The sequence below is a fragment of the Paenibacillus sp. FSL L8-0708 genome, from assembly GCF_038009325.1.
Classification (GTDB): domain Bacteria; phylum Bacillota; class Bacilli; order Paenibacillales; family Paenibacillaceae; genus Paenibacillus_AQ; species Paenibacillus_AQ odorifer.
On sequence record NZ_JBBPBC010000001.1, the window covers coordinates 96204 to 109296 of the forward strand.

General features: G+C 43.4%; 12 protein-coding genes, 1 tRNA gene and 1 rRNA gene. 12 read left to right on the forward strand and 2 right to left on the reverse strand.

Features of this window, described 5'->3' with window-relative positions:
* Positions 1 to 18: 18 nt before the first annotated feature.
* The 10 genes from rrf (at position 19) to NYE58_RS00485 (ending at position 8520) form a co-directional block, all read left to right on the forward strand.
* A 5S ribosomal RNA gene (gene rrf, locus NYE58_RS00440) occupies positions 19 to 135 on the forward strand.
* Positions 136 to 567: 432 nt separating this feature from the next.
* Positions 568 to 2025 (forward strand): IMP dehydrogenase, encoded by a 1458-nt coding sequence (gene guaB / locus NYE58_RS00445; protein WP_036679982.1) that lies wholly within the window; start codon positions 568 to 570, stop codon positions 2023 to 2025.
* Between the two features lie 125 nt (positions 2026 to 2150).
* The gene (locus NYE58_RS00450; RefSeq protein ID WP_036679981.1) at positions 2151 to 3545 is read left to right on the forward strand and encodes a D-alanyl-D-alanine carboxypeptidase family protein; all 1395 of its coding nucleotides are present in this window, start codon (positions 2151 to 2153) and stop codon (positions 3543 to 3545) included.
* Between the two features lie 112 nt (positions 3546 to 3657).
* Entirely contained in the window at positions 3658 to 4539 is an 882-nt protein-coding gene (pdxS, locus tag NYE58_RS00455) for a pyridoxal 5'-phosphate synthase lyase subunit PdxS (protein ID WP_076148021.1), read from the forward strand.
* A gap of 18 nt (positions 4540 to 4557) precedes the next feature.
* A complete protein-coding gene (gene pdxT, locus NYE58_RS00460) occupies positions 4558 to 5154 on the forward strand; it encodes a pyridoxal 5'-phosphate synthase glutaminase subunit PdxT (protein WP_076220098.1) in 597 nt (198 codons plus the stop codon).
* A 74-nt stretch (positions 5155 to 5228) separates the two neighbouring features.
* Positions 5229 to 6515 (forward strand): serine--tRNA ligase, encoded by a 1287-nt coding sequence (serS, locus tag NYE58_RS00465; protein WP_038568043.1) that lies wholly within the window; start codon positions 5229 to 5231, stop codon positions 6513 to 6515.
* Between the two features lie 67 nt (positions 6516 to 6582).
* Positions 6583 to 6671 (forward strand) — tRNA-Ser (locus NYE58_RS00470).
* Between the two features lie 146 nt (positions 6672 to 6817).
* The gene (locus tag NYE58_RS00475) at positions 6818 to 7159 is read left to right on the forward strand and encodes a hypothetical protein (RefSeq protein WP_036679977.1); all 342 of its coding nucleotides are present in this window, start codon (positions 6818 to 6820) and stop codon (positions 7157 to 7159) included.
* An 11-nt stretch (positions 7160 to 7170) separates the two neighbouring features.
* The gene (locus tag NYE58_RS00480) at positions 7171 to 7323 is read left to right on the forward strand and encodes a small acid-soluble spore protein P (RefSeq protein WP_076138623.1); all 153 of its coding nucleotides are present in this window, start codon (positions 7171 to 7173) and stop codon (positions 7321 to 7323) included.
* 105 nt (positions 7324 to 7428) lie between these two features.
* The gene (locus tag NYE58_RS00485; protein WP_076130388.1) at positions 7429 to 8520 is read left to right on the forward strand and encodes a hypothetical protein; all 1092 of its coding nucleotides are present in this window, start codon (positions 7429 to 7431) and stop codon (positions 8518 to 8520) included.
* A 104-nt stretch (positions 8521 to 8624) separates the two neighbouring features.
* On the opposite strand, the gene NYE58_RS00490 is transcribed toward NYE58_RS00485, so the two are convergent.
* Together NYE58_RS00490 and tadA are read right to left on the reverse strand one after the other, a co-directional pair.
* Entirely contained in the window at positions 8625 to 9194 is a 570-nt protein-coding gene (locus NYE58_RS00490) for a GNAT family N-acetyltransferase (protein ID WP_076277997.1), read from the reverse strand.
* Positions 9195 to 9716, reverse strand: coding sequence for a tRNA adenosine(34) deaminase TadA (tadA, locus tag NYE58_RS00495; protein WP_341004221.1), 522 nt, complete (start codon positions 9714 to 9716; stop codon positions 9195 to 9197).
* A 304-nt stretch (positions 9717 to 10020) separates the two neighbouring features.
* On the opposite strand from tadA, the gene NYE58_RS00500 reads away from it, so the two are divergent.
* Both NYE58_RS00500 and rluF read left to right on the forward strand, forming a co-directional pair.
* On the forward strand, positions 10021 to 12348 hold the full coding sequence (locus NYE58_RS00500; RefSeq protein ID WP_076277999.1) for a sensor histidine kinase: 2328 nt from the start codon (positions 10021 to 10023) through the stop codon (positions 12346 to 12348).
* Complete coding sequence (gene rluF, locus NYE58_RS00505; protein ID WP_341004222.1) at positions 12338 to 13039, forward strand: 23S rRNA pseudouridine(2604) synthase RluF; 702 nt, start codon at positions 12338 to 12340, stop codon at positions 13037 to 13039. Before NYE58_RS00500 ends, rluF begins: the two co-directional genes overlap by 11 nt.
* The last annotated feature ends 54 nt before the right edge of the window (positions 13040 to 13093 follow it).

Consider the following 13093-nt stretch of genomic DNA (forward strand, 5'->3'; position numbering starts at 1 on the left):
CTGTTTCACAGATGCATGTTTGGTGGCGATAGCGGAGGGGTTCCACGCGTACCCATCCCGAACACGACCGTTAAGCCCTCCAGCGCCGATGGTACTTGGACCGAAGGGTCCTGGGAGAGTAGGACGTTGCCAAGCACGCAAGACCACTGTTGAGTAATCGACAGTGGTCTTTTTGTTAAGTAAATAAAGAATTCATTGGGCTATATTTTGAGATACTAAGATGGAGATAAGCGTGGTTTAAAAGGTGAACAGAGGAAAACTGTAAATTTTTAACACACTAAATTGTCCTCTCAGCACGGACTAACGTCCAATAATTCGCTTACTCGGCGGCCGTTTTTTGAATACCTACTCTGATGATGTAATGTTCTTGACAGTCCAAATGCCCTTTGCTAAGATGGCAATAATATATTTTTGGATAAGCATCTCAAACCTTAATTGAAGATCTACACTTGTTCAGCCCCCAGATGTACAGAATTGTCTGTCGTGAATGGACTGGAGTCAAAGGTTCTTCTTTCATAAAGTTTGTAGGCGGGTATAATTTAAAACAACCGAGGAGGAATGACCCAGGTGTGGAAAGATAAGTTTGGTAAAGAAGGTCTAACTTTTGATGATGTGCTGCTGGTTCCGCGTAAATCTGAGGTACTGCCTAAAGAAGTGGATTTGACCACAGTTCTAAGTAAGAATGTGAAGTTGAATATTCCACTTATGAGTGCAGGTATGGACACAGTCACAGAAGCAGCCATGGCCATTGCAATTGCTCGTGAGGGTGGCATCGGGATTATACACAAGAATATGCCTGTAGAGCAGCAAGCGGAAGAAGTAGATCGTGTGAAGCGTTCCGAGAGCGGAGTTATTACGAATCCATTCTCACTTACGGCAGAACATATGGTATCTGATGCAGAGCTTTTAATGGGTAAATATCGCATTTCCGGAGTGCCGATTGTAGACAGTGACAATAAACTTGTCGGTATTCTGACTAATAGAGACTTACGCTTTATTCATGATTTCAATATTCAAATTAAAGAAGTTATGACACATGAGAATCTTGTAACAGCTGCTGTGGGTACAACCCTTCAGGAAGCAGAAGGTATCCTGCAACGTCATAAGATCGAGAAGCTTCCCCTTGTGGACGAGAATAATATTCTTAAGGGCCTCATCACCATTAAGGATATTGAAAAAGCTATTCAATTCCCTAACGGAGCCAAAGATGCACATGGCCGTCTACTTGTTGGAGCAGCTGTTGGTATCTCTAAAGACACCTTCGAACGTACTGCAGCATTAGTAAAAGCTGGTGTGGACTTGATCGTCGTCGATTCTGCACATGGTCACCACATTAATATTATTGAAGCGGTTCGCCAAATTCGTGAGTTGTATCCTGATCTTACGATTGTTGCTGGTAACGTAGCTACAGGCGAAGCAACCCGTGAACTTATTGAAGCTGGTGCATCTGTAGTTAAAGTAGGTATTGGACCAGGATCGATCTGTACAACACGCGTTATCGCTGGTATCGGCGTACCTCAGGTTACAGCCATTTATGATTGTGCGACAGTTGCTCGCGAGTACGGAATTCCTATTATCGCTGATGGCGGTATTAAGTATTCTGGGGAGATCACTAAGGCTATCGCAGCTGGTGCTCATGCTGTAATGATGGGAAGTATGTTTGCAGGTACAGAAGAAAGCCCGGGGGAATCCGAGCTTTATCAAGGCCGTAAATTTAAAGTATATCGTGGTATGGGCAGCATGAGTGCCATGAAACAAGGCAGTAAAGACCGTTATTTCCAAGATGATGATAAAAAGCTCGTTCCTGAAGGAATTGAGGGACGTATTGCTTTTAAAGGGCCTCTTTCTGACACTGTTCATCAATTGATCGGCGGATTGCGCTCAGGTATGGGCTATTGCGGTACAAAGTCATTGGAAGAACTGCGTAACGATACTTCTTTCATCCGCATCACAAGTGCTGGACTTCGTGAGAGCCACCCGCATGATGTGCAAATTACAAAAGAAGCACCAAACTATTCCGTATAATGGACTAACCGTATTATTTTTTGGACAGACAGGACTATTTCGTCCTGTCTGTCTTTTTTTGCGGGTACCCCTGTGTTAGAATAGAACAAGCTATTGATATGAGATTTAAAGGAGAGTCGTAATCATTGAAGCACAAACGAAAATTTAATGGTAAGCAAATTGTAATTAAGACAGCGACTGTAGGTCTGCTTTTAAATATGTTAATGAACCCAGTAATTCCAGCATTGGCTGAAGCGGGCAAAACTCCGGTTACAACCGAAGGTGCCGCAACTACTACTGAAACTGCACCCAAGACCAACGCAGTTAAGATCCCTTCTGTGGAATCTCTTAACTTGGAATTGAGTTCTGCTATTCTAATAGAACCAACTACAGGCCAAGTACTTATGGCTCTAAATCCAGATACACCACTCCCGCCTGCGAGTATGACCAAGATGATGACTGAATATCTTGTATCTGATGCCGTGAAAAAAGGAGACATCTCTTGGGATCAGAAAGTTATCATTCAAGAGAATGCTTCCAAACAGGTCGGATCACGAATTTTTCTGGCAGCTGGAGATGAACATACGGTTAAAGAGCTATACATAGCGATGGCCGTAGGATCGGCGAATGATGCCACAGTTGCTTTGGCAGAATTGGTATCGGGTTCAGAAGAACAATTCGTAGAACTAATGAATCAGACTGCACAGAAGATGGGCATGAAAAATACCTATTTTATTAACTCAACTGGACTTGATCGGGCAGACATGCCGAAGAAATTCCGTCCTGATCTTGATAAAGAGACTGTAATGTCAGCTAGAGATGCAGCTACTCTTGCTAAATTTATAGTTACTGACCACCCGGACTTCACTGAATTTACAACGATTCAGTCTTATAAATTCCGTGATCGGGATACAGCGCCGATCATTAACTACAACTGGATGCTGGAAGCTAACAAAAGTATCCCCAACTTTAAGGCATATGCTTATCCAGGTCTAGATGGACTGAAGACTGGCCATACCACAAATGCAGGTAACTGCTTTACAGGTACTGCGGTGCGTGATGGAATGCGTCTAATCAGTGTTGTTATGGGTGCTAATTCAGAGGCACATCGATTCACAGAAACAAAAAAAGTGCTCGACTACGGATTTAACAACTTTGAAATCAAACAGGTTGTAGCTCCGAAGGCTGTTATTGCTGGCACGGAAACAGTTCCGGTACTGAAAGGCAAGAATAAAGATGTTTCTATAGTTACTGATGAAGGAGTTTCTTTCATTGTTCCTAAGGGAACGGTTTCTCCTGAAGTTACTACAACTGTTGTAACAAATGACCCTGCAACTTTGGTTGCTCCTATAGCTCAATCCTCTAAAGTAGGTAAAGTTACCTATTCCTACAAGGCTGAAGGCATGCAAGCAGCACAGGAGAAAACAGTTAATCTGATCACTGTAGAGGAAGCTGAGAAAGCTGGCTGGTTCAAGTTGTTCCTTAGAGCGATTGGTGATTTCTTCGGTGATTTATTTTCAGGGATCAAGAACTTGTTCTAATGCAGTTTGGTGTCGAAATCAGCAGTAAATCCGAGTAAATGGGTTGTAGATTTCCCTTCATTGGGGTAAAATTACAAGTTAGATTAAGATAGATCATTCGGGGGGTTAGGACATGGAAACAGGTACATCGCGAGTTAAAAGAGGCATGGCAGAAATGCAAAAAGGCGGCGTCATTATGGACGTCATGAATGCAGAACAAGCAAAAATTGCTGAGGCTGCTGGTGCAGTTGCTGTTATGGCTCTGGAACGCGTACCTTCTGACATTCGTGCAGCTGGCGGTGTAGCACGGATGGCCGATCCTACAATTGTAGAAGAGGTTCTCAAGGTGGTAAGTATCCCTGTTATGGCTAAGGCTCGTATTGGCCATTATGTAGAAGCGAAAGTTCTAGAATCTTTGGGTGTTGATTACTTGGATGAGAGTGAAGTTCTTACTCCTGCTGATGAAGTATTCCATATTGATAAACGTGAGTTCACCGTTCCTTTTGTATGTGGAGCGAAGGACTTGGGAGAAGCACTGAGACGTATTAACGAAGGTGCCTCCATGATCCGTACAAAAGGTGAACCAGGAACAGGCAACATTGTTGAGGCCGTGCGTCACATGCGCTTTATCAACAGTCAAATCCGTAAAGTAACGAATTTGTCCAAGGACGAGCTATATAATGAAGCAAAGAACCTGGGAGTTTCCTACGAGCTGTTGCTCGAAGTACATGAGCTTGGAAAACTGCCGGTTGTTAACTTTGCCGCTGGGGGTGTAGCTACTCCTGCCGATGCTGCTCTTATGATGCATTTGGGTGCTGATGGTGTATTCGTAGGCTCGGGTATTTTTAAATCGGACAATCCTGAGAAATTTGCGCGTGCGATTGTTGAAGCCACTACACACTATACTGATTACAAACTGATTGCTGAAGTATCCAAGAACCTTGGTGCACCAATGAAGGGGATTGATATTGCAACTCTCACCCCGGCTGAACGTATGTCGGAGCGTGGCCGTTAATAGAGAGAAGGTTGTAGGATGAAGATAGGAGTATTGGCGCTGCAAGGCGCTGTTACGGAGCATATTGTTAGTATAGAGAAGACCGGTGCAGAAGGCGTGCCTATCAAGCGTGTGGAGCAGCTAGAAGAAGTTGAAGGCCTGATTATCCCCGGCGGAGAAAGTACAACGATTGGAAAGCTAATGAGGAAATATGGCTTCATAGAAGCCATCCGTGATTTTTCTGATCAGGGTAAGCCTATTTTTGGCACATGTGCGGGTATGATCGTGCTGGCCAAAAAAATTGCCGGTGGTGAACCGGGGCATTTGGAGCTGATGGATATTATCGTAGCCCGGAATGCATTCGGCCGCCAACGGGAAAGCTTTGAATGTGATCTGGAGGTTAAAGGCATTGATGAGCCGGTTCGTGCTGTGTTTATACGTGCACCGCTTATCAACGAGGTAGGACCGGGAGTTGATGTGCTTACAGTCTATAATGATGAGATTGTAACCGCGCGCGAAGGCAACTTGCTGGTGTGTTCTTTTCATCCAGAACTGACCGATGATTTCAGACTGCACCAATATTTTGCCGATATGGTAGAGGCGAATAGGGAAGTCCAACAACAAAATCGCATATAAAGAACATCCTGACTCTTTCAAAGCTGTAATCAGCATTTTGAAAGAGTTTAGGCTGTTTTCAGGAGGGAAACTTTGTGTTAGATGTAAAAATACTACGTAGTGATTACGCAAGAGTGGAAGAGGCTTTAGAAAAACGGGGCAAATCACTGGACTTAATTGCTGATTTTCCACAACTTGATTTGCGTCGACGTGAATTACTGCAAGAAACCGAAGGTCTTAAGAACCGTCGTAATACAGTTTCAGGTGAAGTAGCAAAAAAGAAAAAGAACGGCGAGCCAGCAGATGATCTAATTACAGAAATGCGTACAGTATCTGACCGAATTAAAGAGCTTGATGATGAAGTACGTGAACTGGAAGCACAGATTGCTGATCTTACTATGAATATCCCTAATATTCCTCATGATTCAGTTCCAGTAGGGAAATCCGAGGATGATAACGTTGAATTACGCCGTTGGTCGGAGCCTAAAGAGTTCGGATTCACTCCGAAATCACATTGGGAGCTTGCGCAGCAGCTTGATATTATTGATTTTGAAGCTGCGGCAAAGGTTACAGGATCCCGGTTTGTTTTCTATAAAGGACTCGGAGCACGTCTAGAACGGGCGCTGATTAACTTTATGATGGATCTTCACAGTGGTGAGCATAACTATGAGGAAATGCTGCCGCCTTACATTGTAAACAAAGACAGCTTGTATGGTACAGGACAACTGCCTAAATTCGAAGAGGATCTGTTCAAGCTACGGGATACCGAATACTATTTGATTCCTACAGCTGAAGTACCGGTAACGAACTACTATCGTGAAGAGATTTTGACGGCAGCTGACCTGCCTAAATACCATGTAGCTTACAGCTCTTGTTTCCGTTCTGAGGCGGGCTCGGCGGGCCGTGATACTCGCGGTTTGATTCGCCAGCATCAATTCAACAAGGTAGAGTTGGTGAAGCTCACCACCCCTGAATCCTCTTATGAGGAATTAGAAAAAATGACAGCAGATGCTGAAAGTGTGCTGCAGCTGTTAGGACTGCCTTATCGTGTACTTGGGTTATGTACGGCTGATATGGGCTTTACATCGGCTAAGACGTACGATTTGGAAGTGTGGTTGCCTGAGAGTGGGATGTACCGTGAGATCTCCTCTTGCTCAAATACAGAAGATTTCCAAGCACGCCGGGCAAATATTCGTTTCCGTAAGGATCCAAAATCGAAGCCTGAATTTGTTCATACGCTGAACGGCTCTGCTTTGGCTGTTGGACGTACGGTTGCAGCAATTCTTGAGAATTATCAGCAAGAGGATGGCAGTGTTCTGATTCCAGAATGCCTACAACCTTATATGCGCAATGTAAAATCGATACAACCAAAAACTATTTAAAGATATAGTTGCTTTTTCTTTGCATTGTATGGTACAATCCTAATGCATGTGAAATTTAAATGCATTTGGAGAGGTACCGAAGCGGTCATAACGGGGCGGTCTTGAAAACCGTTAGGGTGCAAGCCCACATGGGTTCGAATCCCATCCTCTCCGCCATTCCTTTATGAACTTAAAGAATAATTAGATAGAAACCGTTCCCTCTGGGGGACGGTTTTTTTGTTTTGTTTGGTAGACCTAGTTCTATTGAGAATAAAAAGCTTCATTTCTCCGCAATGTATTAGAGAAGGAGGATGATCATAATCATGGATAGATCATTAGAAGTTGATCAGCATAAGCTTGTCTCAGCCTGGCAGGAGCGTTTGCCGGCGTTGATGGATGATGGGGATAGTTTCAGTGTGCTGGCGGATAATGGGGATCCCAATAGCTTGCTGATTCATTTTAATGCGGCAGGTCATCAAGGCTATTCACTGGATTTTCGCTGCAAGTATGTAGATAGCAGAGAAGTGGCAGTGGATCTGTTGGATGTGGAACAGAGCGGTCTCCATATTGATGAGCGTAGTGATGCCGTACAGCAGCTAGCACAGCAATACTCACGGCAAATTCATGAATGTGCTCAGGCTCTTCAGAACTTGACCAATCCTTAGGAGGAATGAAAATGTCGAAACCAAAAAGTATCCCTGTTCCTGGGGCAGAGCCAACAAGTGGTGAGCGGAGAAAAGACCATACTCCTTCAGGTCCAGAACCACTTTCAGGTTCTAAAAAGGTGAAACAAGCGAACCATGTTGACCACCATAATCCACAAGGTTAACAAATAAAAACGTTAAGAATTTTAAAGAAGTGTTTCTTGATTTTTACAAATGGTTTATCATAGGAGGGGGAGAGATTTCTTTTACAATGGGAGAGGAGAACAATAATGAACAAAAAGTGGGGTTTGTCGGCCGCTGCATTGCTGCTTACAGCAGCAGTAATTCTGCCGGGATGTGCAAGTAAACAGGAGGCGCCAAAAGAGGCCTTAAAATCAGCCGCTACTAAAGCGACTACAATGTCATCTTATGAGATGAAGAGTAAATTCACGATCAACGATCTTACGATCGAGACTTCTGACGCTGAATCTGCTGCAATGACTACACAGGTACTTAGTATGCTTAAGAATGCTGATATTACCATTGATGGGGTATATCAAGCAGAGCCAATGCAGACAGAACTAACTATGGTTCTGAATCTGAAAGGCGATATGAGCATGAGCTTTAATGTTCCTATGGTAATGACTGCTGAGAAGTTGTATGTTAAGATTCCATCTATTCCTTTCGTACCGATTCCTGAGACAATCCTCAATAAGTTTGTAGAGGTTGATCTGAAGGCGTTGGCAGAGCAGGAGGGTGCAGAATTTAACCCAAGTACGATGGATACTCAAAAAATGCAGAAGCTGTCTAATGAAGTGGTGGACACTGTCCTAGCTGAATATGACGAAGAAAAATATTTTAACGAGATTGATCCCAAAGATGCTAATTTACCAGAAGGTGTGGAAGCTAAACAAGTCGTTCAGTTCCAAGTGACTAACGATAATGTTAAAGAAGCAATCACTATCTTGGTGAATAATGCCCTGCCAAAAATCATTGATATCGTAAGCAAGGAAGAATACAAGGATATGCTGCAGATTAAAGATGCAGATCTAGCTAAGGCTAAAGAAGAACTGACATCAGGTGAAGCTAGAACTGAATTGGATAAGGGCTTAGCTGATCTTGATAAGTACCTTACCATCAACCAGTTCCACTATAATACTGCGATCAATAAGGACGGATACGCTGTGTATCAGGATTTATTGATGGATGTTAAAGTAAATGATCCGGAAGATGGCACAAAAGTGGCCTTCTCAGTAAATGGAACGGGCCAATACAGCAAGATCAACGAAAAGCCGGTATTCAAGATTGGTATCCCTCAAGGTGATGATGTAATTACAATGGATCAACTTGGAGAAGAATTCGGTGGTTTGGGAACTTATTAATCCCAGTTCGCAAGATAAAGACCCGCATGAGGCGTATATTATACGCCCATGCGGGTCTTTTTTCAGGAAAAAAAGTAGACTGATTCCTGCGACAATGCAGAATCCTATTTCTGTTCCTCTGTCAGCACATCTTCAGTTAAGATTGCGTAGGTTTGGTGATCCTGCCACTGTCCATTTATTTTAAGATACTGACGGGCAACCCCTTCAGGTTTAAACCCACTCTTCTCCAGGACTCTTCGGGAAGCTTCATTATGCAATAAAATAGCTGCCTGAACTCTATGTAGACCTAAGGCTCGGAAAGCATAGCCAAGGACTAATCCGACCGCTGCTGTCATATAACCTTGTCCTTGCATCCGATGATCCATTAAATATCCTAAATCAGCATATTGTGCTACACCTCGTGAGACGTTGGACAATGTGATCTGACCGATTAGCTGTCCATCCAGCAGATAAATGCCGAACATATAAGCTCTGTCCTGTAGGGCGTCCTCAATACGCTGATTGATGATCTGTTGCTGACTCTCCAGGGTAAAGAAGTGCTCATCACGTTTTGGCTCAAACGGTTCGTGGGTTACCCGGTTATTTAAACGAAGCTCCAGCAGGCGCTGTGCATCCTTAAGCTCAAGTGGAGAAATATAGATCCCTTGAGAGGTATGATATAGAGTAAGGGTCATTTAGGAGTCCTCCTTTTGTTTAATTGGCTTTTTACGTAAACGGCGAAAGAAGGAGGTGAGTAGATCTGCACATTCTTCTTGTAAAACATCCTGTATTACCTCAGTTCTATGATTAAATCGCGGCTCTTCAAGCAAGTTCATGAGGGTCCCGGCACATCCAGCTTTAGGGTCAGGCGTTCCATATACCGTGAGAGGCACTCTGGACTGCACTATTGCTCCTGCACACATCGGACAAGGTTCTAGGGTGACGTACAGCTGGCAATCCAGCAGACGCCAAGAATTCAGGACATTGCTGGCCTCGCGAATGGCTACCATCTCTGCATGGGCTGTCGAATCCATTGTCGTTTCTCGTAAATTGTATCCACGTCCTATAATTTCACCATGTCGAACAATGACAGCGCCAATAGGAACCTCACCTAATGCCTCAGCTTTACGTGCTTCTGCGATCGCCTGCCTCATCCAATATTCATGAACCGCTTGTATATCTTCTGGCGATTCATCGGCTTTAATATTCAAGATCATCTTCCCTTCTTCTGTAACCATTGTACAACGAACAAATATTCGTTCTTAACAAAATGTGCATAACTCTGTGGATAACAGCCTACTTATACACATTTTTGTACACATCGGACTTTAATAATTTGTTTATATGTGCATAAGATGTGGATGGTTTCTTATATATTGTAGAGAAACACCTTTTGAATTTCAATATTTCGTGAATTAATAGGCTTGTTTTAAATGTCCTTTTCAAATGAGGGGGCAAAAGGTATGATGTTTATTATAGGCTCCGCAAGGATTTACCAGTGGATAAGAGGTGAATAACAGTTTGTCCATAAAGACAAAACTATCTGCTATTATTTTTGGAGCGGTACTGCTAATTTTAGCATTAAACCTGACATTTAACCTTTATGCCGCTCAGAATAATCTAAGAAATGAAAACGCAAATAATATGCAGATCACCGCTATGCAAATGGCTGTTTCTGTAGAACAAAGTAACTATAGCTCTAACTATGTAGAATATCAAATTGCGCATAACTTAAGAATGGCTGCCATCTTTGCCTCTAAGGAATTGGGTCCGGATTATAAGAATATAACCAATGCTCAACTTAAGGCCCTAACTTCCAAGTTGGGCGTGTCTAATATTTCAATTCTGGTAAAGACTGATAATGATATCGTGGTGACAAAGGCATCAAATCCTATTGATATTGGAATGTCCACTCAAGGTTGGGGGTACTGGTACCTTGCCCTTTTGGAGTTATTTGATAATCAGGAAGTCACTGTGGGACAAGGTCAGGCATTGGATCATTTTTGGTCAGGCCCATTTGAATATTCAACCTACAATCCCGATTTCATTGAGAAGTGGGGTTATTATCATGATGAAGAGAGCAACTACATCATAAATCCTGTTATTCTCAATACTGCGGCTAGTGAATATGTCAAAATCACCAATCCCGATCAAATTGTAGAACGAACCAAAGAAGTTAATCCTGGGATTTTAGAGCTTACAGGATTTAATCCAACAACATTTGGTTTAGCGAGTATGGCGGGTGATGGAAGCGATGCATTTAAAAAGAAACTTGGCAACCGCCCAATTAAGTTCGGTACCTATACTTATGGTAATGTGGAGCAAGATAAAGCGGCCATTCTATTAGCTCAGCAGAAGCAGAAGCCAGTTACACTGGAGACGAGAGTACATGGAAAAAGAGTACTCAAAAGCTTCATTCCTATCCAGACTGCTAAAATGGAACCTTATGTAATCGGTGTAGTTTTGGATTACTCTGTGATTTCATCCGTAGTTCATGAACAATTAACTAATTATTTGACTACGTCTCTGTTGTTGCTGGCATTATTTTTGCTATGTAGTTACATACTTTCAGGTTTTGTTACCCGTCCAATTCAGGCTATACTTGCTAAAGTCAATGATGTAGCGCGAGGTAAGTTCGAACCTCCATTAAGCGTAACCTCTCGTGATGAGCTAGGTCAATTAGCCTTGCGGATTAACGCTATGACTTCTCATCTTATGCAACGCACCAATCGTCTTAAGCAGACGCTGGAAGAGAACCGGGCGGTTAAGGAGCATTTGGAATCCGTAATTAACGGTACGTCGGATGCGATTCATACGTTGGATATGGAGGGACGAATCACTAGCACTAACAGAGCCTTTGAGGAGCTGTACGGATGGAGTGCAACAGAAGTGATAGGCAATATGCCATATCTTGTACCCGCAACAGCGCTTAAGCAAGAGGAAGAGCGGCTTGACGCGTTAAGAAATGGTGCAGTTCTGCCGCCGATCGAGACAGTGAGACTTAAACGGGACGGATCATTAGTTGAAGTTAGCGTTAGTACCTCGATAATTCGAGATGAAGAGGGTTATCCCCATTCCTTTATTCACGTTTCTCGTGATATGACGGAACGCAATCGAATGGAGGAGCTGCTTAGACGCTCTGAGAAACTAACTACAGTCGGCCAATTGGCCGCAGGAGTAGCTCATGAGATTCGTAACCCTCTTACCACGTTAAAAGGATTTCTACAGCTTCAACAGGAGAAGGAGCTCTTGGTTCCGCTTCATGTAGAGCTGATGTTATCCGAGCTGGAGCGGATTAATCTTATCGTCAGTGAATTTTTAATCTTGGCTAAGCCGCAAGCCGTTCATTTTCAGGAGAAAGATCTTCGCTACATATTAGGTGATGTAGTTTCTCTATTGGACAGTCAGGCTCATCTACATGATATTCAATTTAGTACGAAATTCTCTGAACAACCTGCTACTGTACATTGTGAAGAGAACCAGCTGAAGCAGGTATTTATTAATATTGTTAAAAATGCAATTGAGGCTATGCCTGAGGGTGGCGTCATTTCAATGGAACTGTGGAACTCTGTGGATTGCGTCTTTATTGTAATCAAAGATCAGGGTGAAGGGATTCCAGAGGACGTGCTGCCTAAGCTGGGTGAACCGTTCTTCACGAATAAGGAATCGGGGACTGGTCTTGGGTTAATGATTAGCCAGCGTATTATTCAGGCTCATAAGGGTCATTTGGAAATACAAAGTGAAGTTGGCCGGGGGACAACCGTTATGATTAAGCTGCCTGCAGCTGGAGGGGTTACACCTTGGCTTAACATTAAGGATGAACGGAGTGAAGAACAACGTGAGAATTAATAAATTCATCAGTGAGACAGGATACTGTTCACGCCGAGAAGCAGACAAGCTTGTGGATGCCGGCAGAGTTACGATCAACGGAGAGCCTGCTGTGCTGGGCAGTCAGGCTGTTCCGGGCGATGATGTGCGAATAGATGGTATAGCGCTTGAAACCTCAAGCCAGACGGTCTACATTGCTCTAAACAAGCCGGTTGGGATTACATCAACCACAGAACAGCATATCAAGGGGAATATTATCGATTTTGTAGGTCATCATGAGCGTATATTCCCGATTGGTCGTCTCGATAAGGATTCGGAAGGATTAATCTTGCTTACTAATGATGGTGATATCGTTAATAAAATTTTGCGGGCGGAAGGCCGGCATGAAAAAGAATATGTGGTTACCGTGGACAGACCCATTACGCCTTCATTTATTACCGGCATGTCGAGCGGTGTGAAAATATTAGGTGAGAAGACGCTGCCCTGTGAGGTCACGCGTATTACGGAGCGTGTCTTCCGTATTATTTTGACAGAGGGCAAAAATCGCCAGATTCGTCGTATGTGCAGCGCTTTTGGCTATGAGGTGCGAAAGCTGCAACGCATTCGGATTATGAATATTCGCCTGGGGGCATTGCAAACGGGAGAATGGCGGGAGCTGTCTGCTGATGAGAAGAAAGAGCTTGGAGCTACGCTGAACTACGAGTTACTGTAGGAATGTTATTACAATGTTACAGGTCCATATAGAATGTAGTACTCGCAACAAAAA

Coding starts and splice junctions, on each gene's coding strand:
- NYE58_RS00485 (WP_076130388.1), top strand. CDS start 7,429: ATGAACAAAAAGTGGGGTTTGTCGGCCGCTGCATTGCTGCTTACAGCA.
- NYE58_RS00480 (WP_076138623.1), top strand. CDS start 7,171: ATGTCGAAACCAAAAAGTATCCCTGTTCCTGGGGCAGAGCCAACAAGT.
- tadA (WP_341004221.1), bottom strand. CDS start 9,716: ATGATCTTGAATATTAAAGCCGATGAATCGCCAGAAGATATACAAGCG.
- NYE58_RS00475 (WP_036679977.1), top strand. CDS start 6,818: ATGGATAGATCATTAGAAGTTGATCAGCATAAGCTTGTCTCAGCCTGG.
- NYE58_RS00490 (WP_076277997.1), bottom strand. CDS start 9,194: ATGACCCTTACTCTATATCATACCTCTCAAGGGATCTATATTTCTCCA.
- pdxS (WP_076148021.1), top strand. CDS start 3,658: ATGGAAACAGGTACATCGCGAGTTAAAAGAGGCATGGCAGAAATGCAA.
- pdxT (WP_076220098.1), top strand. CDS start 4,558: ATGAAGATAGGAGTATTGGCGCTGCAAGGCGCTGTTACGGAGCATATT.